General features: G+C 62.4%; 19 protein-coding genes. 11 read left to right on the plus strand and 8 right to left on the minus strand.

Annotated elements, in window-relative coordinates; all coding sequences use genetic code 11:
• Window positions 1–2: 2 nt before the first annotated feature.
• From BM269_RS23325 to tssA, 5 genes are read left to right on the plus strand one after another with little or no spacing between them, the layout of a single operon-like run.
• Window positions 3–1,376, plus strand: coding sequence for a hypothetical protein (locus BM269_RS23325; protein ID WP_139232849.1), 1,374 nt, complete (start codon window positions 3–5; stop codon window positions 1,374–1,376).
• Window positions 1,377–1,396: 20 nt separating this feature from the next.
• A complete protein-coding gene (gene tssM, locus BM269_RS23330) occupies window positions 1,397–5,224 on the plus strand; it encodes a type VI secretion system membrane subunit TssM (RefSeq protein ID WP_090443178.1) in 3,828 nt (1,275 codons plus the stop codon).
• Window positions 5,221–6,198, plus strand: coding sequence for a type VI secretion system-associated protein TagF (gene tagF / locus BM269_RS23335; RefSeq protein WP_090442928.1), 978 nt, complete (start codon window positions 5,221–5,223; stop codon window positions 6,196–6,198). The genes tssM and tagF overlap by 4 nt, the downstream gene beginning before the upstream one ends.
• Before the next feature lies 1 nt (window position 6,199).
• Window positions 6,200–6,949, plus strand: a complete 750-nt coding sequence (locus BM269_RS23340; RefSeq protein WP_090442931.1) for an OmpA family protein — start codon at window positions 6,200–6,202, stop codon at window positions 6,947–6,949.
• Window positions 6,950–6,963: 14 nt separating this feature from the next.
• Complete coding sequence (gene tssA, locus BM269_RS23345) at window positions 6,964–8,004, plus strand: type VI secretion system protein TssA (protein WP_090442934.1); 1,041 nt, start codon at window positions 6,964–6,966, stop codon at window positions 8,002–8,004.
• On the opposite strand, the gene tssH is transcribed toward tssA, so the two are convergent.
• From tssH to BM269_RS29885, 8 genes are read right to left on the minus strand one after another with little or no spacing between them, the layout of a single operon-like run.
• A complete protein-coding gene (gene tssH, locus BM269_RS23350) occupies window positions 8,005–10,680 on the minus strand; it encodes a type VI secretion system ATPase TssH (RefSeq protein WP_090442937.1) in 2,676 nt (891 codons plus the stop codon).
• A 10-nt stretch (window positions 10,681–10,690) separates the two neighbouring features.
• Window positions 10,691–11,782 carry a type VI secretion system baseplate subunit TssG gene (gene tssG / locus BM269_RS23355; RefSeq protein WP_090442939.1) on the minus strand — a complete coding sequence of 364 codons (1,092 nt, stop codon included), beginning with the start codon at window positions 11,780–11,782 and terminating at the stop codon, window positions 10,691–10,693.
• Entirely contained in the window at window positions 11,746–13,590 is a 1,845-nt protein-coding gene (tssF, locus tag BM269_RS23360) for a type VI secretion system baseplate subunit TssF (protein ID WP_090442942.1), read from the minus strand. The genes tssG and tssF overlap by 37 nt, the downstream gene beginning before the upstream one ends.
• Window position 13,591: 1 nt before the next feature.
• Window positions 13,592–14,053 (minus strand): type VI secretion system baseplate subunit TssE, encoded by a 462-nt coding sequence (gene tssE, locus BM269_RS23365; protein ID WP_229204772.1) that lies wholly within the window; start codon window positions 14,051–14,053, stop codon window positions 13,592–13,594.
• A gap of 41 nt (window positions 14,054–14,094) precedes the next feature.
• On the minus strand, window positions 14,095–14,586 hold the full coding sequence (locus BM269_RS23370; RefSeq protein ID WP_090442946.1) for an Hcp family type VI secretion system effector: 492 nt from the start codon (window positions 14,584–14,586) through the stop codon (window positions 14,095–14,097).
• Window positions 14,587–14,616: 30 nt separating this feature from the next.
• The gene (tssC, locus tag BM269_RS23375; protein WP_090442950.1) at window positions 14,617–16,098 is read right to left on the minus strand and encodes a type VI secretion system contractile sheath large subunit; all 1,482 of its coding nucleotides are present in this window, start codon (window positions 16,096–16,098) and stop codon (window positions 14,617–14,619) included.
• Window position 16,099: 1 nt separating this feature from the next.
• Window positions 16,100–16,603 carry a type VI secretion system contractile sheath small subunit gene (gene tssB, locus BM269_RS23380; protein WP_090442952.1) on the minus strand — a complete coding sequence of 168 codons (504 nt, stop codon included), beginning with the start codon at window positions 16,601–16,603 and terminating at the stop codon, window positions 16,100–16,102.
• A gap of 26 nt (window positions 16,604–16,629) precedes the next feature.
• Window positions 16,630–17,244 (minus strand): tetratricopeptide repeat protein, encoded by a 615-nt coding sequence (locus BM269_RS29885; protein WP_229204773.1) that lies wholly within the window; start codon window positions 17,242–17,244, stop codon window positions 16,630–16,632.
• A gap of 204 nt (window positions 17,245–17,448) precedes the next feature.
• Between BM269_RS29885 and tssK the strand changes: the two genes are divergently transcribed.
• The 6 genes from tssK (at window position 17,449) to BM269_RS23415 (ending at window position 25,437) form a co-directional block, all read left to right on the plus strand.
• On the plus strand, window positions 17,449–18,789 hold the full coding sequence (tssK, locus tag BM269_RS23390) for a type VI secretion system baseplate subunit TssK (RefSeq protein ID WP_090442955.1): 1,341 nt from the start codon (window positions 17,449–17,451) through the stop codon (window positions 18,787–18,789).
• 13 nt (window positions 18,790–18,802) lie between these two features.
• Window positions 18,803–19,561 (plus strand): type IVB secretion system protein IcmH/DotU, encoded by a 759-nt coding sequence (gene icmH / locus BM269_RS23395; RefSeq protein WP_090442957.1) that lies wholly within the window; start codon window positions 18,803–18,805, stop codon window positions 19,559–19,561.
• Complete coding sequence (locus BM269_RS23400) at window positions 19,561–22,353, plus strand: type VI secretion system Vgr family protein (RefSeq protein WP_090442958.1); 2,793 nt, start codon at window positions 19,561–19,563, stop codon at window positions 22,351–22,353. The genes icmH and BM269_RS23400 overlap by 1 nt, the downstream gene beginning before the upstream one ends.
• 8 nt (window positions 22,354–22,361) lie before the next feature.
• Complete coding sequence (locus BM269_RS23405; RefSeq protein WP_090442960.1) at window positions 22,362–23,762, plus strand: hypothetical protein; 1,401 nt, start codon at window positions 22,362–22,364, stop codon at window positions 23,760–23,762.
• A 10-nt stretch (window positions 23,763–23,772) separates the two neighbouring features.
• Window positions 23,773–24,717: a hypothetical protein gene (locus tag BM269_RS23410; protein ID WP_090442964.1), complete on the plus strand. Its 945-nt coding sequence runs from the start codon at window positions 23,773–23,775 to the stop codon at window positions 24,715–24,717.
• 210 nt (window positions 24,718–24,927) lie between these two features.
• Window positions 24,928–25,437, plus strand: a complete 510-nt coding sequence (locus tag BM269_RS23415) for a hypothetical protein (RefSeq protein WP_090442967.1) — start codon at window positions 24,928–24,930, stop codon at window positions 25,435–25,437.
• The last annotated feature ends 6 nt before the right edge of the window (window positions 25,438–25,443 follow it).

Below are 25,443 nucleotides of genomic sequence, written 5' to 3' on the forward strand. Positions count from 1 at the left end.
GGATGAAAAGAAGCTTGATGGTGGTCGGCGTGTTCGGTCTTTGCTGGATTGCGGCCGTCTGGTACTGGCGCACCACCACGCGCATGCCCGACACGAGCGACCTGGCGCTGGCTATGCTGGTCATGCCGCTGACGCTTATCGTGGGCATCGTGGTGACGCGGAAAACTTATGCCGCGCCGGATGCGGCGGCCGCAGGTGCGGGCGGCGCGCAGGCGCCAGCAGCCCCGGTGCAAGCCGGCGAGGCTTCGCAAGTGGCGGCAAACACATCTGATGCTGCCGCACCATGGATGCAGTTCGCCGTTGCCGGTACCGCGCTGCGCATGGCGCACGGCGATTCGCCGGCTGAACTGGCAGCCGCCATGGCCGAAGGAGACGCACGCCTCGACCTCGATCCTGAGCTCACCGATTTGCAAGGCTTCCCGCTGCTCGCCGGCCGCGTAGCGGACATAGCCCTGGAGCCGCTGGAAGAATGGCTATCCACCCTGCAGCCGGCTCCGCGCACGCCGTCGGCGCAGCACATGCGTGCCATGGCGCTGGGCGGCGATATCGCAATCAACCTCGCTTCGCGCGCCACAGCATCCGGTGGCGAAAGCGTGCTGCAACTGCTTCCTCTCCTGCCGCCGGACTGGCCGGCCACCACCCAGGTATTGGCTACGCGCTGGCTTGAACACGCCGTCATCGAAGCTGGCTGGCCGCGCGAGCGTCTGCTTGTCCGCCAGCCCGCTGCGGCGGCGCATGCTTCCGCAACTTCCGCACCGCCGGCTCCGTCAACGCCACTTGCCGCGCTGCGCGCAGTGTCGGCCCAGGCGGCGGATGCCAAGGCGCCGGCACTCAACCTGCTGCTTGCGTGCGGCTCCGATATCGATGCCGATGCCATCGAACACCTGGCCATCAACGGCAAGCTGTATGGTGCGCGCAATCCAAATGGCCGCATGCCGGCGGAAGGCGCGGCAGGCATCCTGCTGCACGCGCGAGCAGAAGCGGGCGAAGAATTGCGCCTGCTCGCGCTGCACGCGAAGCAGGATGCAACGCTGCGCGAACTGGCCGAGCAAGCCCTGGCGCATGCCGATGGCGGGCAGCCAGCCTATATTGCCGCCGATACCGATCACCGCGCGGGTCCGATGTCGGACCTGATGCAATGCGTCGAGGCCGCAGCACCCGGCCTGGATGCCAATACTTCGCTGGCCTGCGTCGGCACAGCCTGCGGCCACACCGGCGCTGTCGGTGCACTGGCCGCGATAGCGCTGGCCCACGAACACGCCATGCACAGCGGTAGCCTCGCGCTCGCGCTGGCCAACAGCGATCCATCCCAACGTTACGCCTTGCTGGTCGGCCCGCTTCCGGCCCCGGCAAGTAAAGCGCCATCCCTTAGCTAACCTTGCAAGAGTAAATAATGATGCACAGAATCCGGGAAATCCTGACCTCGCGCACCGCCTTCCTTATCTACGGCTGGCTTGCCTTTGCGGCATTCCTGCTGGTGACGGCGGTACTGCTGGAATTGCCATACAGCCTGGCCTTTGCCGTGCTGGCAGCCGCCCTGCTGCTTGGCATAATGGTCTGGTCATGGCGCCGCTATCGCGCGCGCCGCGCCGCCACGCAGTTGGGCAGCATGCTGGAACAACAGGCCGTTGCCGCACCGGCCAAGGCAGAACCTGCGCCGCGCCATGAAACGGAAACCCTGCGCAAGCGCATGCTCGATGCGATCCAGACCATCAAGACGTCCAAGCTGGGCCTGCGCTCAGGCAGTGCAGCGTTGTACGAGCTGCCCTGGTATATGATCATTGGCAACCCGGCCGCCGGCAAGAGTACCGCGATCGCCAACTCCGGCCTGCAGTTCCCGCTGGCCGGCAGCCGCATCGTGCAGGGCGTGGGCGGTACCCGTAATTGCGACTGGTTCTTCACCACGGACGGCATCCTGCTCGATACCGCCGGCCGCTATGCAGTCAACGACGAAGACCGGGCCGAGTGGTTCGGCTTCCTCGGCCTGCTGAAGAAGTACCGCAAGAAAGCGCCGATCAACGGCATCATCATCGCCGTCAGCATCGCGGAACTGACCGGCAAGCGCCCGGAATTCGCGATCGAACTGGCCAAGAACCTGCGCCAGCGCGTGCAGGAGCTGACCGAAAAGCTGGAAGTGCATGCCCCGGTCTATATCGTGTTCACCAAGGCCGACCTGATCAACGGTTTCACGGACTTCTTCCACGATACCGAAATCGGTGAGCGCGACCGCGTATGGGGCGCCACCCTGCCCTACAACAAGGCCCAGCCAAACGAGGACTTGCTGCGCCAGTTCGACGCGCGCTTCGATGAGCTGTATGAAGGCCTGAAGGAAATGAGCCTGGCCAATATGGCCCTGCAATGGCGCGAACGCCTGCCGTCCGGCGTCTTCACCTTCCCGCTGGAGTTCAACTCGGTCAAGGCGCCGCTGCGTACCTTCATCGCGACCCTGTTCGAAGAAAACCCGTTCCAGTTCAAGCCTGTGTTCCGCGGCTTTTACTTCACCAGCGCACTGCAGGAAGGCGAAGGCGTTTCCGCCACTTCGCACCGCGTGGCGCAGCGTTTCGACTTGAGCCTGAAACGCGAAGAACACCACGGCAGCGAACAGCAACACGGCTACTTCCTGCTCAAGCTGTTCCGCAACGTGATCTTCGCGGACAAGAACCTGGTGGCGCAGTACGCCAGCCCGGCCAAGGTGCGCATGCGTTATGCAGCCTTCTTCGGCGCCGTGGCGCTGAGCGGCCTGCTGCTGGGCGGCTGGAGCTGGTCCTACATGGGCAATCGCACGTTGGTGGCCAATGTGCAGGCCGACCTGGATAAGGTAGTCAAGCTGCAAAAGCAGCGTCCCGACCTGGCGGCGCGACTGGAAGCGCTGGAAATCCTGCAGGACCGTATCGAACAACTGGACCGCTTCCGCGACAACCGCCCGATGTCGGTCAGCCTGGGGCTGTACCAGGGCGCCTACCTGGAACGCAAGCTGCGCGAGGAATACTTCGCCGGCGTGCGCGAAGTGATGCTGAAGCCGGTCGGCCAATCGCTGGAGACCTTCCTCGGCGAAGTCAATGCCAATGCGGAGCGCCTGCAACCGCTGGCGCGTAATGCCGCTGCGACGCCTGCCGGCGCGGCAGCGCCAGGTGCGGCGGCCGCGACCGCGACTGCTGCGGCAACACCCGCGCCGGCAGGGCCGCAACAGTTCAAGGACGCCTCCCCTGAAAACGTGGAAGACGCCTACAACGCGCTGAAAACCTACCTGATGCTGGGTGATAAATCGCGCGCCGAAGCCAGCCACCTGAACGACCAGTTGACCCGTTTCTGGCGCGTTTGGCTGGAATCGAATCGCGGCGCGATGCCGCGCGAGCAGATGATCCGCAGCGCCGAACGCCTGATCGCCTTCTACCTGTCCGAGATCAACGATCCATCCTGGCCGACGGTCGACAACCGCCTGGCCCTGGTTGACCAGTCGCGCAACACCCTGCGCGGCGTGGTGCGCGGCATGCCGGCGCGCGAACGCGTGTATGCCGACGTCAAGGCACGTGCCGCGACCCGCTTCCCTTCCATGACGGTGGCCCGCATCGTTGGCGACCAGGACCGCGAACTGGTGCTGGGCAGCTACTCGATTTCCGGCGCCTACACCCGTGCGGCATGGGAAGGCTATGTGCGCGACGCCTTCAAGGAGGCCGCCAACCACGAACTGCAAAGCGCCGACTGGGTGCTGAAGACCGCAGCCAAGGACGACCTGACGCTGGAAGGAAGTCCTGAGCAGATCCAGAAAGCCCTGGTCGACCTTTACAAGAACGACTATGCTAAGGAATGGCAAAAGTTCCTGCAGGGCGTGGCGATCCGGGACCTGAATGGCTTTGAAGCGGCAGCCGCCGCAATGAACCGCCTGGGCGACCCGCAGACTTCGCCGGTCTCCAAGCTGGTCACCACCGTGTACCAGGAAACCTCGTGGGACAATCCTTCCCTGCTGGATAGCGGCCTGCAGCGCGCCCAGCGCGGTGTTGGCGACTGGTTCCGCGAAACCATCCTGCGCCAGAAGCCTTCGCAGGTGAACATCAACCTGCCAGCCAACCCGCAAGGCCAGCCAGGCGCACCGCTGCCGCTCGGTCCTGTCGGCCGCGAGTTCTCCGGCGTGGCGCAACTGGTGGTCGTCAAGGACAACAATGCGTCGCTGATGCGCGGCTATATGGACAGCCTGGGCAAACTGCGCGCACGCTTCAACCAGATCAAGAACCAGGGCGACCCGGGGCCGGGTGCCAAGCAGCTGATGCAGCAGACGCTGGACGGCAGCGGTTCCGAACTGGCTGACGCGCTGAAATACGTCGACGAGCAGATGCTGGTCGGCATGAACGACCCGCAGAAACAGGCTATCCGTCCGCTGCTGGTGCGTCCGCTGATGCAAACCTTCGCGGTCATCGTGCAGCCGACCGAAGCCGAGATCAACAAGGTGTGGGCGGCCCAGGTGCTGGAGCCGTTCCGCCGCGACCTGCAAACCAAGTACCCGTTTGCGACCGAATCGAAGCTTGAGGCAAGCAATGCCGAAATCGGCCAGGTGTTCGGTCCGGAAGGCGCAGTGGCGAAGTTCTTCAACACGACAATCGGCCCGCTGGTGGTACGCCGCGGCGACTCGCTGAGCGCCAAGACCTGGGCCAATATGGGCATTACCCTGTCGCCTGCCGTCGCCACCGCCTTCCCGGGCTGGATCGCGCCGCTCAGCGCCAACGGCGTCGCCAACCAGGCGGCCAGCAGCGAAGAGGCGCAAACCCGCTTCGAGCTGCAGACGGTCGCGGTGACCGGCGTCAGCGAATACACCATCGAAATCGACGGCCAGTCGGTGCGCTGGAAAGGCCAGCAACAGCCGTGGGTATCGATGGTATGGCCTAACCCGCAAGGCGTGCCCGGCTCGCGTATTACCGCTTTCACGCCGGATGGCAGGAAAGTGGTGGTGCTGGAAGAGAACGGCCACTTCGGCTTGAAGAAAATGATTGATGCGGCGCAGCGCAAGCGCCGTCCGGATGGCAGCTTTGAGCTGAACTGGACCAACGGCGGCGTGACCGTGGCGGCCAACCTGCGCCTGCTGCCTTCCGCACCGGCACCGGTCGCAGCGCCGGTCCAAGCCAGCCAGGGCTTCCGCAAGCTGCGCCTGCCGGACGCCGTGGTCGGCGGCCCTGCACCGGCCGGCGCCGGTGGCGAGCCGGCGATTGCGGCTGCCGGAGGTGCGCAATGAGTCGCGCTGCTGCTATCGGCTACTTCGGCAAGATTCCGAGCCGCGCCGACTTTGTAAAAGGCGGCAGCGATCCGAAAGTCTTGCAGATGATGGATGACTGGATGGCGCGCTCGATGGACATGCTGAGCATAGATGCGCGCTGGAAGTTGACGTACGACGCTGTGCAGCCGCTGCATTTCGCCCTGTTCGGCCCGCGCCGGCGCGCGGCCATTGCCGGCCATATCGCGGCCAGCAGCGACCAGTCCAGCCGCCGCTTCCCTTTCCTGATGGCAGGCAGCATCGACGTCGACGAACCGTCCTCCTTTGCCGCCAACAGCCCGCTGGTGCTGACGCGCCTGTGGAACCGCCTGGAAAACCTGAGCGGCGGCGTGCTGTCCGCGGAGGATGCGGCCGCGCCGCTGCAGGCCTTGAACGGCAACACGGTGGAACTGGATACCCGTGCCAGCGCCTACGATGCGGCGTTTGCCGATTTCCTGGAGCTGCAGACGGTCGGTGGCCTTGACGCCATGCTGGCGCAGGCCGGCTTTACCGGCAGCGTGCGGCAGGTATTGCTGGCGTTGGGCATCCTGCTGCAGCCGGTGATGGCCAGCAGCTCGAGCCGCCTGGAAAAAAGCCTGGTGCTGCCGCTGCCCACCGACCCGATGTACCGCTACCTGGTGGCGGCATTCTGGATGCACATGGTCACGCCGTTCCTGGCGCGCGCCGACTTCGAACTATCGCTGTTCGTGACAAGACTGGACGACAAGCCGGTGCTGGTGCTGGGCTTCAGCGGCGCGTCGCCGCAAACCCTGTTGGGCATCATGGACCCGCAAGTCGGCGAAGGCCACCACATCGCCTTCGACAACGTCGACTGGGTCGAGGACCAGGTCAACGAAGACTATGCGATACAGAAGGTGTCGGCCTACCTCGCCAATCCCGGACTTTCCCTGAAATCCGCGCACGACTCGTTGCGTACTTCCTTTATCGGAAACTGATATGCGTTACCTTCCCCTCCTCCTGCTGTGCGCCGCCTTTGCGGCGCAGGCGCAAGTACCCGGCCAGGTTGTCGCCAGCGGCACCGTGGCCGACGAAGCCAGCAAGACTGCCGTATTGGCCAAGCTGCGCGAAGTTTATGGCGCCGACAAGGTGCTGGACCAGATTACCGTGGGCCAGGTCACCACGCCGGCCAACTGGGGCGACTATGTGCAAAAGCTGATCACGCCGGACCTGAAACAGGTCAGCCGCGGCCAGCTGAAGATCGACGGCACTTCCGTCAGCGTGCGCGGTGAAGTCGCCAACGAAGCGCAGCGCCAGCGCATTGCCAGCGACTTTGCCACCCGCCTCAATCCTACCTATACCGTCACCAACGGCCTGCGCGTCTCGGCGGCGGACCAGGGCGTGCTGGATCGCACCCTGGCCAACCGTATCGTCGAATTCGAAAGCGGCCAGGCCGTGCTGACCCCGACCGGCAAGACCATCCTCGACGAAATGGGCGCGGCCATGCTGAAGCTGAAAGGCCAGAAGGTGGAAATCATCGGCCACACCGACAACGTGGGCCTGCGCACCAGCAACCAGAACCTGTCGCAGGCGCGCGCCGAAACGGTGCGCAACTACCTGGCCGGCAAGGGTATTCCTGCCGAAACCCTGGTCGCATCGGGCTCCGGCCCGGATCGACCGATCGCCAGCAACGACACCGTGGAAGGCCGTGCACGCAACCGCCGTATTGAATTCCGCATGGCGCAGTAACCAAGGAGATAACCATGTTTAACGCAGAAACCCTGCTGGCGCCGATCTCGCCGGCACAACCGGCCGGCAACGACCTGTCCTTTTCCAGCGACTTCGACGCCATCGCCCAGGCGCGCCGTTTTGACGACCCTTCGCTGGAACAGGGCGAGTGGGTTACGGAACTGAAAGAGGCCGACTGGTCGTTTGTCGTGAAGCGCTGCAGCGCCTTGCTGGGCGAAAAGAGCAAGGACTTGCGGATAGCGGTCTGGCTGGCGGAAGCTGCGGCCAAGCAGCACCGCATGCAAGGCCTGGGCGAGTCGTTCCGCCTGCTGGCTGGCCTGATCCGCGAATTCTGGAACAACGGCCTGTATCCGGAGCCCGATGGCGACGATATGGAGCAGCGCGTCGGCAACCTGGCCTGGCTGCTGGGCCGCACCCCTGCCCTGCTGCGTGAAATGCCGTTGACCGAAGGCCAGGGCACCGCCTTCTCCGCCATCGACTTCGATATGGCGCGCAAGCAGGCCAGCCTGCCGGACCACGCCCGCAATCCGGACTGGCCGAAGCTGGCCGATATGGAAACCGCGCGTTCGCGCAATTCGCCGCGCTTCCGCGAACAGTTCGCGACCGATGCGCGCTATTGCATGGATGCCTTGAAAGAACTGGAACAGGTGTCCGACGAATTCCTGGGCAATGACAGCCCGGGTTTTGCGGCAGCACGCGATGCGGTGCAGGCCATGATCGATGCGATGCCGTCGCATGCGGCATTGCCGGCTACGGTCGGCACGCCGCTCGGCGTGGCGCCGGCAGGTGAGCAGATCATCATTGCGCAGCCTATGGCTGGCGTCGTGCCGCAGGCCAGCGGCCCGGTCGTCTCGCGCGCCCAGGCCATCTCGCAATTGCGCGAGATCGCCAGCTTCTTCCGCCGCACCGAACCGCACAGCCCTGTCTCGTACTTCGCGGACAAGGCTGCCGATGCGGGCGAACAGGACCTGCACACCTGGCTGCGCAGCGTGGTGAAAGACTCCAACTCGCTGCAGCATATCGAGGAGATGCTGGGCATCCCCCCGTCCAACTGATCAGACTACGCTGTAGCTGAAATTCCCCTGCTGGTCGGCCGCGACTTCGATGCGGCCGATCGCACTTCCCTCCGCCATCTTCGCCAGCACCGCTTCCGCCACCTCAGGCAGCAGCGTGCCATTCAGGATATTGTCCACATTGCGGGCGCCGGAATCGACTTCGGTGCAACGCGCCAGCACGGCTTCCACCAGCGTATCGTCGTAATGGAAGGTCGCCTTGTGGTTGGCCGCCACGCGCCGGCCGATGCGGTCCAGCTTCAGGGTGATGATGCTGGCCAGGACGTCGTCGCCCAGCGGATAGTACGGCACCACTTTCAGGCGGCCCAGGAAGGCCGGCTTGAACGCCTTCACCAGTTGCGGGCGGATCGCCGCTTCCAGCTCTTCCGGCGACGGCATCTCTTCCGCTTCCTTGTTCAGGCAAGCCTGCATCATGGTTGCCGAGCCGACGTTGGAGGTCAGGATGATGATGGTGTTGCGGAAGTCGATCTCGCGGCCTTCCGCGTCATCCATCACGCCCTTGTCGAACACCTGGAAGAACAGCTCCAGCACGTCCGGATGGGCCTTTTCCACTTCATCCAGCAGCACCACGCTGTATGGATTGCGGCGCACCGCTTCGGTCAGTACACCGCCCTCGCCGTAGCCGACGTAGCCCGGTGGCGAGCCTTTCAGGCCGGAGACGCTGTGCGCTTCCTGGTATTCGCTCATATTGATGGTGACCATCTTGCGCTCGCCGCCGTACAGCGCATCGGCCAGGGCCAGCGCGGTTTCGGTCTTGCCGATGCCCGATGGACCGACAAACAGGAATACGCCTTTCGGCTTGTTCGGGTCGTCCAGGTTGGCGCGCGCGGTGCGCACGCGCTGCGCCACCGCTTCGATGGCGTACGGCTGGCCGATCACGCGTTCTTCCAGCGCTGGGCGCAGCTTCAGCACCGCCTGGATTTCGTTCTTCACCATCTTGCCGAGCGGGATGCCGGTCCAGCCGGCGACGATTTCCGCCACCACGTTGCCGTCCACCTGCACCGGCACCATAGGCGCCTCGCCTTGCAGCGCGCGCAGTTCCTTGAGCAGGGCCTGGATGTCGTGCGCCTGGCTCGCCGCGCCGCCTTGTTCGGCCGCTGCCGCCTCGACGCTGGCGCGCGCCTCGCCGATCTGCGCCGCCAGCGCCTTTTCCTGCTCCCAGCGCGCTTGCAGCGCAGCCAGTTCCTCCTGCGCCGCGGTGCGGCTGTCGGCCAGTTCCTGAAGGCGTTCTTGATGCGCACCGCCACCGGCCAGCTCGCGCTCCAGCGCGCCGGCTTCCGCAGCCATGCGTTCCAGGCGGCGCTGCAGCGATTCGATCAGTGCCGGGGTGGCGCTCTGGCCCAGTGCCACCTTGGCGCAGGCGGTATCGAGCACGCTGATCGCCTTGTCCGGCAGCTGTCGGCCCATGATATAGCGGTGCGACAGGCGCACCGCCTCCGTGATCGCCTCGTCGAAGATACGCACGTTGAAATGCTGCTCCATCAGGGGAGCCATGCCGCGCAACATGGCGCAAGCCAGCTCCTCGCTCGGTTCTTCAACCTTGATCACCTGGAAGCGGCGTGCCAGCGCCGCATCCTTCTCGAAGTACTTCTTGTACTCGCCCCAGGTGGTAGCCGCGATGGTACGCAGCTCGCCGCGCGCCAGCGCCGGCTTGAGCAGGTTGGCCGCGTCGTTCTGGCCGGCCTGGCCGCCGGCGCCGATCATGGTATGCGCCTCGTCGATGAACAGGATGATCGGCGTCGGGCTCTTGCGCACTTCGTCGATCACGTTCTTCAGGCGGTTCTCGAATTCGCCCTTGACGCTGGCGCCGGCTTGCAGCAGGCCCATGTCCAGGGTGTGGATCGACACGCCTTTCAGCACGTCCGGCACGTCGCCCTGCGCGATACGCAAGGCCAGTCCCTCCACCACGGCAGTCTTGCCGACGCCGGCCTCGCCGGTCAGGATCGGATTGTTCTGGCGGCGGCGCATCAGGATATCGATCGCCTGGCGGATTTCCGCATCGCGCCCGATCACCGGGTCCACCTTGCCGGCGCGTGCGCGTTCGGTCAGGTTGGTGGTGAATTGGTCCAGTGCCGGCGTCTTGCCGGCCGGCTGCTGCATTTCACCGACCGGGTCGCCGCCCAGGGCGCCCTCGCCGCCCGTTACCGCCGCGCGCGTGGCGGCTGCCGCTTCGGCTTCTTCCGAATTGGCGGTCAGCTTGTCCAGGTGGTGCTTGATATCGTCCGCTTGGAAGCGATGGAACAACGCCGAACTGCGGTAGGCGAGCTGCGACAACTCCGGATCCGTCAGCATGGCCTGCAGCAGGTGGCCGCTGCGGATGAAGACTTGCTGGCCGGCCTGCAGGTCGAGCGAGGCGATCAGCCAGGCGTGTTCGAACAGTTTCGGCAGGCGCGCCGAGAAGACCGGGGTGCGCGCATTGCCGCTGCGGAAGCGCGCAATCTCGGCCTGCAAGTCCGCCTGCAGGCGGCTGGTGTCGACTTCGAAATGACGGGCCAGCGCCACCATGTCGCTGCGCGGATTTTCCAGCAATGCCAGCAGCAGGTGTTCCTGGTCCACTTCATACTGGCCAAGGCCAACGCAAATGCTGGCCGCGCGGGTGGCCGCATTGCGGCAGGTGTCGTTCAGTTTCCCGATCAGGGTTTTCAGGTTGATGCTCATCGAGCGGTCCTCACATTGTTAATCCATGGATGAAGTAGCGGACATCGGTGCGGTCTTGATTGGCACCCTCGTCCGGTATAAAACTGTCCCAGCCCAGCCGCGCACCGGCGCCAAGCGACGCGCCGAAGACGTCCTCGGCGCGCAGCACCAGGCAGATTTCGTATTCCAGCGTCACGCCGGTGAACATCGACAGCAGCTTTTCCAGCGCACGTGCCGCCGTACCGCCTGGCAGGAAAGCGTCGAAATCGGCGCGCCGCAGCGGGCCGATGGTCAGGCGCATGCGCAAGTCGCGCTGCCAGACGCGCGAACCGATCATGGCGGTGGCGCCCAACTGCGCCTGCACGCCGCCCAGCACGCTCTGCTGTAACGCCGGCACGGTGCACCAGCAGCCGACAAACTGGGTGGCGGTGATGTCCACGCGGAAGTATTCGCCCAGCACGCGCGCCATGGTCGACGCCGAAGCCGGGCGCTGGCGCAGTGCCGTGGCAAAGTAGGCCAACGTCTCGTCGCGCACCTCGCCGGTGGCACGGGAGTCGCGGCCTGACAGCCTTTGCGTCAGTCCCTTGTTGCCAAGCCCGCCCAACGCCAGCAGCAGCGGCAGGAACCGGTCCTGCCCGTCGACCTGGTATTTGAGTTCCAGCCGGTACTTGCGCCACGCCTCGTAAAACAGCGACAGCGAACGTGTCGAAAACGCGTCGAGGAAAGCGCGCGGCCCTTCATCCTTGGCGTACAACTGGTGCGCAGCGATGGATTCCGTGTAATGGGAAGGCAAGGCGCCGGAGCTGCCCAGGAAGCCCATGAAATTGGGCGTCATGCGCAGGTAGCGCAGCTGCTTGCTCTGCAAGGCATCGGCCAAGGCCGGTGCGGTCGGCAGGATTTCGCGCGGTTCGGGGTGCAGCGACTCGAGCTGGCTGGCCGGGAAGCGCAACGTCACCGAGTTCTGGAAGCGCATGAAGTTCGCCACCGCGCCCTCCTGCGCAACGCCGTTGCGGCGCAGCCATAGCTCCACCATCCGCACCGCCTGGAAAAACTGGAAACGGAACGGCTCGGCGAACAGGCGCTCGATTACAGCAGGCTCAAATCGCCGCTTCGCGGTGTGCATCGCAACAGCTCCTCCCCAGTCCTCTCGGCCACGACGACCAGTTGCGTAAAGCTGTTGGCATGCACGTACAGTCCCAGGAAACGTTCGATCACCTGGGCGAAGGCATGGATGCCGCTGCCGACGAATGCCTCTTCATCGATTGTCAACCGCACTTCCATGCCGCGCACCACGCAGGCGAACGGATTCCCCGCCAGCCAGGCGTTGGCCGGCTTGTATTCAACCGACGCCAGCCCGCGGATCTGGCGCTGGGTGGAGGCCGAGCGCGGCAGGTCGTAGAGTCCCAGCATTTCCTGGAACGCTTCCAGGCCGCCGCCGGACAGCGACAAATGATTCAGCGACAGGTGCGACACCAGGCGCCAATGCGCGCCGTGCCCGCGCTCGAAGCGCTGGGAAGGCGTCGGCTTGCGCAGGAAGCTGATGCTGCGCACGCTGGAGCCGCCTTCGAGGAACAGGTCGCCGCCGCGCAGGCCGTAGGCCAGCGATGCCGGCAGGTCGCGGTTGGTGCAGCTCAGTTGCAGGCTCAGGGTGTCGGTTTCGACCGCCGCCGGATCGAAATCGATGTCGACGATGGTGATCTCGGTTTCATAGCCGGGGCTCTTGTGCGCCATCTGTTCGTCGCGCCGCATGACCCAGTAATGGCCGTGCTTTTCCGGCGTTTCGCCGTGGCGCAGCGAGTAGAACGGCCGGAATTCCACGATCGATTCGCCCTGCGGCGTCTGGCGCACCATGCGCACCGCATCGATCGCATACACCTCGTAGGCATAGGCGCGGCGCGCATCGGCCAGCACCGGATAGCTGGCAGCGGTATGCGAAATGCGGATCGGCTCGCCCCGCTGGCGGAACAGGTTGACCACCGGCGTGCAGCCCAGCAGCAGGTTGTTGGTCGACAGCGTGGACAGCATGCGCGCGACGTGCGAATCGGGGCGCAGGCCGGTCATGGCGATATGCAAGGTCAGGCGCTTGGTGCCGATCGGCAGCATGGCGCACAGCGCCGCCAGGTCGATGTCGAAGAAATTGAACTTCTCGGGGAAGCAGAAATATTCGGTCAGCAGGCGGTAAGCCTGGTGCGAGCGCGCCGAAAAGTCGATCAGCGCGTCTTCCTCTTCAAAACCGGCGGCGGCGACTGGAATGCGCGCCAGCGGCAGCCAGCGGCCGTTGCCGTCGCACTCCACCCAGGCCTTGGCGCTGCGCATGAACAGCGCATCGCGCAGCGCGGCGCAGAACGAAGGCTCGCCGTCGATGAAGACGCGCAGGCTGGACACCTCCATGGCCGGCAGTCCGATCTGCTCGGACAATGAATCGATCGTGATCGCCAGCCCGGCACCGGCCCCTGGCGGCAGCTGCACCGCTTCCGGCGGCGCCAGCGCTGCCGTGAACGAGGCCCGGCTCAATTCCAGCGGCGCCACCGTCACCGGATAGGAGGTGCGGAAAGTACAGGCGACGCCGTTCACGGGGCGCGTGTTGAGCACCGTCCCGCGCGCGATCTCGCTGGCCGCCGTCAACTGGGCGGCGGTAGAGGCGTAGTCCATGCGTGCGATCGAGCAGGATGGAAACGGGCGCAGGTAGTGCGGATAAAGCACTTCGAACAGTGCTTCGGTAAATTCGGGGTAATCGTCGTCCAGGCGCTTCGACACGCGCGAATTCAGCAGCGCGAAGGACTGGATCATGCGTTCGATATGCGGGTCTTCGCACACCTCGCCGCCAATCAGCAGGCGGCCGGCAATCTTGGGATAGCGCTCGGCGAATTCGCGCGCATAGCGCCGCAGGAATCCCAGTTCGCGCTCGTAGTACGGCAGTAACTCTTCCAAATCAAGCTCCCGGCAGCGCGCGGCGTGCCTTGCTAATCGTGTATTGCAGGCTGGATGGTGTCAGGACCGCGTCGAAGTTGACCGGTTCCTGTGCTGCGTGCAGCACCAGCAACGCCGTAATGGCGAAATTCAGGCGGTCGATGCCACCCTCTTGCATTTCAAGTGAAGCCCGTACATTGCGCAGGCGCGGTTCATGCCTTGCGATGGCACGTTCCAGCCCCTGGCAAATGGCGGCGCGGTCGTCCGGGCTCGCCAGCGACATGCCTGCGAAATCATTCAGCCCATAGCTGACGATGGAGCGACCGCACTCCGGAAAGCGTTTGAGCAGATGCTCAGGGATGACGGTGCGGGTATTCAGCAATGCTTCCAGGTCGCGCGCGACGGAATCCTTCATCTCGTCGAGCGACATCCGGTAGACGGCCGCACTGCCGGAGCCGTCACCTGGCTGGAGCAACCGGTCCATCAGCCCCGGTGCAAATCCCCTTACCGTCATTCAGTCCCCGCTTAAGCTACTTTGTTGGACGACAGGTCCCAGCCGCCCGAGGTGTTGCCACCGGTGCCGCCGTTGACTTTCTGCTGGGTGTACTTCCACTTGACTTTGGAGTATTTCAGCGAGACGTCTTCGCCCAGGATGTCGCCCTGCTTGACTTCTGGAGCCACGCTGGAGATCAGCACGTTTTCCAGTTCGATTTCGAAGTACTTGACGCGGTCGCCCTGGCCGTCAGCACGCATGAATTCGATTTTCGCTTTTGGCAGGGTTTTGCCCGAGGAGCAATTCTGCAGCAGCAGCGGCGAAGCCAGGTCGGCCAGTTTGGAAACAACGATATCGCGGTGCTCGGTGCGCTCCGCGGTGTGGCCGCCGCCAGTAGATGCGGTGGCCGACTTTGGCTGCAGCACTTCCCACTGGACGGATTTGACTTCGATCCAATCCTTGTGGGCGGTATCGGTGGACTCGCCTTTGATGCCGTCGATTTGCAGGTAAACGTCGATTGCCATGGTATTCCTTTCTGTGTTGAAAAATAAAAATTAAGACTTGGTCGATTGCGGCAGCTCCGCGACCAGACGGAGTGAGACGGACAGCTCGTCGAGCTGGAAGTGGGGACGCAGGAAGGACACAGCGCGATACACGCCTGGACGGCCAGGCACTTCAGACACTTGCACGTTAGCTTCACGCAGTGGGAACTGCGCTTTTTGCTCCTGGCTGGCGTTATCGTCCAACAGCACGTACTGGGTCAGCCAGCGGTTCAGGTAATCCTCGACGTTGGCGGCAGCGGCGAAGCTGCCGATCTTGTCGCGCATCATGGCCTTCATGTAATGGGCAATGCGCGACACGGCGAAGATGTACTGCAGCTGGGCCGACAGCACGGCGTTGGCGTTGGCAGCGTCGGTGTTGTACTTGCGCGCTTTCTGCGCGGACTGCGCGCCGAAGAAGGCCGCGTAGTCTGTATTCTTGCAATGCACCAGCGAGATGAAGCCAAGGTCGCTCAGCTCCTTCTCGCGGCGGTCGGTAATGGCGATTTCGGTCGGGCATTTCAGCGCGACTTCGCCTTCGTCGGTCTTGAAGGTGTGGGTCGGCAGGTCTTCCACCAGGCCGCCGCCTTCCACGCCGCGGATGGCCGCGCACCAGCCGAAGTCCTCGAAGGCACGGGTCAGGCGCACGCCGAAGGCGTAGGCTGCGTTACACCACAGGTATTTCTCGTGATCGGTACCGTCCACGTCTTCCACGTAGTTGAAGCCTTCTACGGTGGCGCCGTCGGCCGGATTGAACGGCAGGCGACCCAGGAAGCGCGGCAGGGTCAGGCCGACGTAGCGCGAATCCTCGGACTCGCGGAACGACTTCCACTTGGCGTATTCCACGGTGTCGAAGACCTTCGACAGGTCGCGCGGCTTGCCCAGGTCGGAGTAGGTCTCCAGGCCGAACAGCTCGGGCGAAGCGGAGCTGATGAAAGGCGCATGGGCGGCAGCCGCCACGTGCGACATCTGCTCGATGAAGTACATGTCTTCCGGCTGGCGGGTGATCTCGAAATCGCCCAGCAAGGCACCGAACGGCGCACCGCCGAAGGTGCCGAACTCCTCTTCGTAGACCTTCTTGAACATCGAGCTCTGGTCGAATTCCAGGGCGCCCTGGAAATCCTTGACCAGTTCCCGCTTGGTCGCGTTCAGCATCTTGATCTTCAGGCCGGTGCTGGTGGCACTGTTCTTTACCAGGTAATGCAGGCCGGTCCAGCTGCTTTCCAGCTTCTGGAATTCCGGCGCATGCATGATGACCGACAGCTGCGAGGAGATCAGGCGGTCCAGTTCCGCCACGCGGGCGTCGATGGTGGCGGCCAGGTTGTCCGACACCACCACGGTGCCAGCCATGACTTGCTGCGCCAGTTCGGCGATGATGTCCTTGGCACGGGCGTGCTCGGTGGTCGATTTGGCGACCTTACTTTGCTCGACGATCTGGTCGAGCAGGTTGACTTCAGCGGTGGCCAGTGCACCGCCGGCGTTCAGTTGGGCCGACATCTCATTCTCCTTTTTCGGTCTTCTGGCCCAGTTCGGCCAGCTTCTCGGTGCTGCGCAGCACGTCGTTCAGCAAATCTTCCAGCTTGTCGTTGCCGGCCAGCTTGTTGCGCAGGTCGGCCAGCTTGTTGCGCGCTTCCAGCAGTTGGCGCAGCGGTTCCACCTGTTCCACCACCGACTCCGGACGGAAGTCCGAAATGGCCTTGAATTTGAGGTCGACGCCGAACTGGCCTTCGCCGCCCAGCTCATTCGGCACGCGGAAGGCGGCGCGCGGTTCCACGCCCTTCATCACTTCGTCGAAGTTGTCGCGGTCGATGTTGACGAAGCTGCGATCCTTCAGGCGCTTCTTCTCCACCTCGGAATTGCCGCCGAAATCGCCGACAACACCCATCACAAAGGGCAGTTCCTTGTTTTCGATTGCGTCGCCGATCTCCACGTCATAGGTCATCTGGACCCGTGGCGGACGGATTTTCTGCAGGCGCTTCTGGACGCTTTCGTTTTTGGACATGGCTTCTCCTTCTTTGGACTTGGTGGTTATTTCAGTGCGCCGAATGGGTCGGCGCTAGGGGTCGATGCAGGTGGTTTGACTGCCTGGGCCCTGCTGCGCACAGCATTGGCGGCGGCATTCGCGGCGGAATTGCTGCTGCGGGCCTGCGGCTTTTTATCGGCATTCGGCACCAGCACGGTCTCGCCCAGGCTCTCGCGCAGCAGCTTGGCCAGGTCTTGGGATTCGGTACGGATGGAACCGGACAGGTTGTTCTGGCGGCTCAGGTCACCCAGGGCGCGGGTGGACAGGCGCAGGCCGGAAATCGCAATGATGCTGTTGGCCAGCTGGTCGGACGGATCGCGCACCAGGATTTCCTGGGCGCTGACGATCGCTTCGCCATATTGCCCTGCGTCATAGCGGGACTGGGCGATGTTCACCCATGGCGATTTGTCGGCAGGGTATGCCGTGGCAGTTTCCTTCCACAGGGTGATGGCCTGCTCTTGTTTACCGGCCACCTTGGCTTCGGTAGCCCGGGCCAGCATGTCTTCCAGCTTCGGCTTTACCGGAGCGGCGACCTTGGGGCTCGTGGTCTGGCAAGCAGACAGGGTGGCAGCGATTGCTGCGATGCACAAAATACGGGAGACAACAGTGATTTTTTTCATAACTAACCTCATCGAACGGACAAATAGCTTTTTTACAATAGTTGCGTGCGACGAACGTTAGCAGAAAAAAAATATTACCTACGCACAATTGAATCTCACCAATATTCACACCCCCGCGCACGATTGAGCCTTTTAATACGGGCTTTCCACGGAGGTGTTATTGTTCTGGCACTTACCAGAAAACAATTATCAGAAGGATCATAGATGGCCAGCAAGGTGTTATGGGGGGAAGGTTTATTTCTGCGCCCCCAGCATTTCCAGCAACAGGACCGCTATCACGAGCACCGTTTGCATCGCAGCGTAAAGGCCGTCCACCCTTACGCGTGGGGCGTGGATCGCCTCGCGATCGACATGGAAGCCCTGGCGCATAACACATTGCGCCTGCTCGATCTGTCGTTGGTATTGCCGGATGGGGAGTTGATTGAAGCGCCGGGCCACGACAACCTGCCGGAAGCAATCGACCTGGGCCAGCTCGCGCAATCGCAGCACAGCGTGACCTGGTACGCCGCCCTGCCCGTGTTCAAGCACTTCGGCGGCAATTTCGCGCAAGCCGGCCAGCCGTCGAACGGCGCCCGCTTCTCGCAAAGCAATGCCGACACGCCCGACCTGTACACGCAAGCTGCGCAAGCCGAACTGGCCTACCTGAAAAAATCGCTGCGCCTGATGTCGGACGCGGAACCGCGCGAAGGCTATGTATGCCTGCCGCTGCTGCGCCTGCGCCGCCTGTCCACCGGCGGCTTCGAGCTCGACCCCGGCTTCGTGCCGCCAAGCCTGACCATCCGCACCGCGCAGCCCTTGTACCTGCAGCTGCGCCGCCTGCTCGACGCGCTGCAAGCCAAAGTCAACGCGCTGTACGGACACCACCGCGAACCAAGCCGCAACGTGATCGAATTCCGCAGCGGCGACATGTCAACTTTCTGGCTGCTGCATACCGCCAGCACCGCGTTCGCATCGCTGTCGCACTACTACCATAACCCCGAGCTGCATCCGGAGCGCCTGTACGAACAACTGCTGTCGCTGGCCGGCGCGCTGATGACGTATTCGCGCAGCTGGTCGCTGTCCGACCTGCCGCCGTACCGCCACGACGACCCCGGCCCCGCGTTCTCGCAGCTCTACATGATCGTGCGCGAATTGCTGGATACCGTGATTTCCTCGCGCTACTTCGCCATCGCCTTGTCGCAGCCGAAACCGGCCCACCACCGCGGCATGCTCGATTCCGGCAAGATCAGCGAAGACACCACCTTCTACCTCGCCGTCGGCGCCGAAATGCCGGCCGTCGAACTGGTGGAGGTGGTGCCGCTGCGCTTCAAGGTGGGCGCGCCGGACGACGTGGAAAAGCTGGTGCTGTCGGCCATGCCGGGCGTGCGCCTGGCACACGCGCCGCAGGTTCCGGCCGCGGTGCCGGTACGCCCGGATACCTGCTACTTCACGCTGGACTCCAAAGGCCCGCTGTACGAGCGCATGCTGCAGGCCCAGTCCATCGAAATCTATGCCCCAGCCGGCATGCGCGAATTGCGCCTTGAATTGATTGCTGTGAACTCCTGAACCAGAGCAGAACATGAACACCATCGCCCCACCTTCACTTATCGCCGAACCAATTGCCGCACCGGCCTCCAACGCCACCCTGCTGGACATGATGTACGACGGCTTCTACGCCCTGTTCATGCTGAAGAACGGCAGTGCCCCGCAGGACCACGCCGAATTCCAGTCGCGCATGGCGCGCTTCCTGGACGACTTCGGCCGCAATGCGCGCAAGAAGAACGTCTCCGCCGACGACGTCGATGCCGCCAAATATGCGTTCTGCGCCGCCGTCGACGAGATCATCCTGCGCTCCCATTTCTCGATTCGCGACGCGTGGGAACTGAAACCGCTGCAACTGACCCTGTTCGGCGACCAGCTCGCCGGTGAAAACTTCTTCAATCGCCTGGAGGCGCTGCGCACGCGCAGCAGCGAGCACGTGGAAGCGCTGGAAGTGTTCCATATGTGCCTGCTGCTGGGCTTCCAGGGCCGCTACATCCTGGAAGGTTCGGAAAAGCTGGGCTACCTGACCAGCCGCCTGGGCGACGAGATCGCCCACATGAAGGGTCGCCGTCCCGGCTTCGCCCCGCACGCCGAACGTCCCGACCAGGTCATGCACAAGCTGCGCAGCGACCTGCCACTGTGGGTGCTGTGCTCCGTGTTCGCACTGATTTCCGCGCTGGCGTATATCGGCCTGCGCACTTCGCTTTCCAGCCATACGGCGCAACAAGTGAGTTCCTATAACGATGTGGTGCGCATGGCGCCGCGCCAAGCCCACGTCACCATCACCTTGCCGTAATGCGGTCGCTGTTTGGGACAGGCCTGGCCCAGCACGGCCGCCTGTTGGCGCTCTCCAGCGCCCAGGAATCCGGCTTGCCGGAAAGCCTGATGGCGGAGCGCTGCGTCGGCCGCGAAGGCGTGAATGAGCTGTTCTGCTTCGACATCGATGCGCTCAGCACGTCCTCCAGCCTGGAGCTCGGCCAATTCATCGGCGAAGAACTTACCATCCGCCTATTGCAGCCCGATGGCAGCCACCGTTCCTGGCACGGCCTGTGCACGCGAGCCAGCTGGCTTGGCACCGATGGCGGCGTGGCGCGCTACCGCCTGCGCCTGGAGCCTGCGCTGGCCTTACTGCGCCTGCGCCGCGACAACTACATCTTCCAGGACAAATCGGTACGCGACATCGTGCAGGAGCTGCTGGCCGATTACACGCAAGTGCGGCTCGATTTCGATGCCACGCAAGAGCTGGCGCCGCGCGCCACCACCACGCAATACCGCGAGAGCGATTTCGAATTCCTGTGCCGCATCCTGGCTTCCGAAGGCTTGAACTGGCGCTTTGAACACGATCAGGAAGAGCAAGCCACGCAAGACGGCCAGTCGCGCCACCGCGTCGTGATCTTCGACAGCCAGGCTGCCCGCCCCGCCGTGCAGGCCCTGCGCTTCCACGGCGTGCGCGCCACGGAACGCGACGACTCGATCGACCAGTTCTCCGCACGCCGCGCCATCGCGCCCAACGCCATCAGCATCGCAAGCTGGGACCCGGCGCAGGTATCGGCACCAGCCGCAGAACAAACCAGCAATCTCGACGCCGGCGAACTGCCTTCGATGTCGATCTACGACGGCAGCGAAGAACGCAGCTACACCAATAGCGGCGCCGCAGACGGCCATAGCCTGCTGATGCTGCAGGCGGCCGAGCTGGCGAACAAACAATTTACCGGCGAAGGCTCGGCCCGCCGCCTGGCCGCCGGCAGCAATTTCGCGCTGACCGGCCATGAACGTTTCGACGGCGATGAATTCACCACGCTGTGGGTCGAACACGACGCCCGCAACAACTTCACGTCGTCGCTGAAAGCCGGCCCCGGCGTCGCGCCCGGCACCTACCGCAACCGTTTCTCCTGCGTGCGCTCCGCCGTGCCGCTGGTGCCGCCCGCCACCGCCCTGCGCGTGCACGGCGCGGCACTCGGTGCGCAAACTGCACTGGTGGTCGGCTTGCCGAATGCAGCCAACACCACGCAGCGCGGCCAGCAAATCCGCATCCAGTTCCCATGGCAGCGCGGCCCTGGCGCCAATGCGGGCGGTGCCAACCACAATACGGACAAGGAGGGCAATGCGCCCGGCGACGACAGCTCCGGCACCTGGGTGCGCGTCTCCGAAGCACTGGCTGGCCCGAACTTTGGCAGCCAGTTCACGCCACGCATCGGCACTGAAGTGCTGGTCGATTTTATCGAAGGCGATATCGACCGCCCAATCGTGGTGGCCCAGCTCTATACCGGCAGCGACCGCCCGCCTTTCTCGGCCGGCATTGACTCGAGCGCCAACCACGCCGGCGTCATTTCCGGCATCCATAGCCACGCCCTCGACGGCGGTGGTTACAACCAATGGGTGCTGGACGACACCAGCCAGCAACTGCGCATGCGCCTTGCCAGCAGCACGGCGGCCAGCCAGTTAAACCTCGGCCACATCGTGCACCAGGCGCCCGATTCCGCCACGCGCGGCGCGCATCGCGGCACCGGCTTCGAACTGCGCACCGACGCCTGGGCAGTGCTGCGCTCGGGCGAAGGTCTGCTGCTGACAACCAGCCGCCGCGGCGCGCAAGGCAGCGGCATCAGCTCGACCCAGCTCGAAGCCGACGACGCGATCGAACGCCTGCGCGCCAGCCAGAAGCTGGCCGACAGCCTGGCCAAGCCCGCCGCCCAACAACACGCCCTGTACAGCGCAGACGCCATCAAGGCACAGCAGGACATGCTCAAGCAGCTCGACCCGAAGCAGGACGGCAAATATAGCGGCGCCGTCAACGGCCAGGCCGCCCAGCGTGCGCAAGAAGGCGCCCGCGACCTCGATTCCGCCAAGCCGGTGGAACGCTTCGGCAGCGCCGTCACCGTGATCGACAGCGTCGACAGCATCAACTTCGCCACGCCCGCCTCCACCCTGCTGTTCGCAGGCGAGCAACTGCACTGGACCAGCGGCTCCGACCTGCACCTGACGGCCGGCCAGACCTATTCCAGCGTGGCCGCCAACGCCGCCACCCTGTTCACACGCGAAGGCGGCATCAAGGCCATCGCAGGCAATGGCGACGTCTCGCTGCAAGCCAATACCGGCGAACTGGAAATCCTGGCCGACAAGGAAGTCGTGATCATGTCGGTCAACGACGGCATTGAGATCAAGGCCAACAAGAAGATTGTGCTGCACGCCGGCCAGTCGTCGATTGTGCTGGAAGACGGAAACATCACCTTCGCCTGCCCGGGCAACTTCACGGTCAAGTCCGCCAAGCATGATTTTCAAAGTGCCGCGTCAAAACCTGCAGAATTGCAGGTGCTACCAACAAATCTCACGAGGGTGGATAACTACATAGCCTTAAGTTATCGTGATATGGACGGTGATCCAATGGCCGGAGTGAAATACAAGATCAAATTTGAGGGCGGAACTGTGATTGCCGGAGTATTGGACGATCAGGGAATCGCACGGCATGAAAATGTGCCGAGTCGACCGCTTCGCGCCGAATACGAGGCTCGCGAACCCAACGCTGAAAAGCCCTGGCCACCACTTTCTCAAATGGTTGCTCAAGCGAATAGTAAGTTCGCGCGCGGATAGCTAAGAATATGAATGACGAATTTGAGAATGCCCTTGCCTGGTTCCAGGCTGCGCCGGCAAACTGGTTAAAGAGTGCAAGACAAGACTTCGAAGCGTGTGCAGAATGGATCTGGGGCGTACTTCAAGGCGATTTCAACGAAAATGCATCGACAGCTCAAACTGTCACATCCACAGTTGTTTCGATGGTGCCTTTCGTTGACCAACTCTGTGATGCTCGAGATCTAGTCGCAAACTGCAAGAAGATTAATCAGGAGCCCAATGAAACTTGGCACTGGATCGCATTGGTGCTTACCCTATTAGGCCTTTTTCCAACCGTAGGCTCGCTACTGAAAGGCTGCGGGAAAGTCATGTTCGCGGGCATTCGGAAGGCAGCCCACAAGCGTGGAATTGCCGCAGCGGCCGGCAAAGGAATCGACGCTGCGATAGCAAACCTCAACAGGTTCCTTGAGAATCCGCAGGTAAAAAAAACGCTTAAGGCGCTTAAGATCGACAATCCGTATAAATTCCTGTCCAACAAAGTTAGCGGTCTTGCAGCACAACTCAATAGTTCCAAGCTGATGTCGGCGTTCAATGAAGTCAGGAATGCTGCGGAATCACTGCTGACCCTCGTAAAGAAATGGGGCAACGACGCACTCTCGACACGTGCAGGAGCCCTGCTGCTTACAATCGATAAAGTAGCTCGCTTTGCGCCTAACAAGCTCGCACGGGCTGTGCAGCCAGTTCAAGATCTATTGAACAGGCTCGCAACCAGACTAAATATCGAGGCCGATATGATGCATCGTGCGCGCCTCAACACTACAAACCCTCATGCATGGAAGTACCTGTCGGAGGCGGAAGAGCTGAATGAGTTCGAGAAGTTGAAGCCCAAATGGGTCGACAAGAGGGTCGACTTCCCTTATGACCCAGCAGAAAATTTCACGCCCAAAAGGGATTGGCCCGACCTCAGCGATGCCGGGCCAAAAATGACAAAAGGGAAGTTCAGGACCTTCCATGACCTTGAGGCAATTACCCTGCCTCCAGGTACTAAGATTTACCGCGTAGTGGCGCCAACTTCAGTGGACAATAGCATTTGTTGGATGTCGGAGAGCGAGTTCAAGGCGCTCAAATCCAAAGATGACTGGCGCCGCAAATTTGCGGTCTGGGCAAGTTGGAATAGCAATGGTGAATATGTAACCTACATCGTCCCCGCTGGGGCCGGTCTACGAGTATGGTCCGGCCCCGCTGCGTCACAGCGGCTTGGGGCATCGCAATACGTACTCGAGGGAGGGGCGGAACAGATTGTTCTGGATCCAACGATGTTAGAGAAGCAGTTTGTTGGGCGACGAAATCCGACAAATTGGGGTTATGACAGCTTCGGCGAAACGGTAGACCTTACTGGCGTGCCTGTTTTATCAAATAACTGGATGTAAGTGCAACGCTATGGACGCCGCAACTAAACAAACCATTTTTCTTCTGGAACGTTATACCTCACCGGAGTACTTCGCGCGACTCTTAGAAACCTGGGAGAATTTCGTTGCGCTCAACGAGGCTTCCGTCACTAAGCTTTCGTCCAACCTTCCGCTCGACCTCAGGCAAAGGCCTCTTCCAGAACAAGGCGATATAGTGTGGAATTCCATCGTGCTCCCAAATTACAGGAGGACGTTAGAAGCATTACGCGATGCGCATCACAGGATTGAACTTGGAGACTTGACTGCGCTGGCCACCGCCAACAAAGTCATGAACGACTTCAAAGGAGAGCAGGACTATTCAAACGAGTGGATGACGCCGGAGGATCAAGACAATTACTCGAACCTGTTGTCCACAGCCGTTCAGTATGCATCCAACATCGTCGCAACTGAAGATGCCAATTGGAAGGCCGGTTCCCTATCAACCGATTACTACGCTTCTGGCCGAGGACCGCTCGATCTCCCGAACAGAATGCCGCGATATCGAATAAGCTCCAAAATCTCTACTGCATCGGGTGAGCCTTTGTCCATCGCTGGAATTTACATGCCGGACGTTGAGCACAGTATGCCGCAGTTCCTTTCAACCCGTAAGGAAATTGCGCCCTCTGCTTCAATCTTGGTCGGCTACAAAAACGAAGTCGATGAAGATGGCGCAGTCACAGGCCAAAAGCGAATCCTAAAAAAGTCCGCTTGCATTTGGTCTCTGGTTGAATTGGTTGCAGATGCGACCGCTGAAGAACTGCCGCCCATTTCATCGGACTTGGAACGCGTTCCAGCGCTCGAACGCTGTCCAAGGTCCGGAGACTACTTTTCTCCAGCCAAGCCGGATTCACGCAGGTATTTCGAAGCCGGCGATCTTATGCCGGACCTGGGAAGTACGTATGGACGCACCATTTGGCAATGGGTCCAGGACCAGTAGCGCATTGCAAATGAAAGGTGTCGCACTAACCGATAGCCGCAGAATGATGAAAATGCTTTTAGCCGCCTGTATTCTTTTCACGACGACGAGCCCAACCTTCGCATTGGATGATCCCAAATCGAAGCCAAAATGCACCAGCATCCCATGCGCAAATACGCTTACTGGTGAAGACCTGACTCAATTTACCTCGACGACGAGGCAGGAAAAGAGATGGCAATTCCCGCGAGCGAGCCAATGAAGGGGGTTCTCGCCTGGTCTTTAATTGCCCTTCTCCTCCTGGCTGGCTGTACCCCCGATGTGTCAAAGCCAGGCGTATCAGATGATCTGGAAAAGCTGCGTGGAATGATTGATCTGCAAATTCCGGCCAAGTCGGGGCGCTGGGAAGTCTTTGGCACGCCTGAATACACAGGCGGCGTGCCGGGACCGACCTTTCTCATTACGCTCGTCGCCGAGCTCCATGCGGAAAGGCCCTGGCTGGATACGCAAAGGGACTCGACCGGCCCTATCTATATCGCACCCGAAGCAGCAAGGGCCTGGCTATCCGACGACTTCCGTCAGTTGCTGGAAAAGGATAAAGGCGCCCAAGTAGAACTTTCCAGCAAAGCGAACTGCAGAAAGTTCACCACCGCACTGAAGAAAACGGGCGAGCCGCTTACAGGATTCGTTTGCGCAAGCCCAGATCGAATATTGCTCTACTTGACCATATGGTCTGAACAATAGAATTCC

The organism is Duganella sp. CF458, assembly GCF_900113115.1.
Taxonomy (GTDB): Bacteria; Pseudomonadota; Gammaproteobacteria; order Burkholderiales; family Burkholderiaceae_D; genus Rugamonas.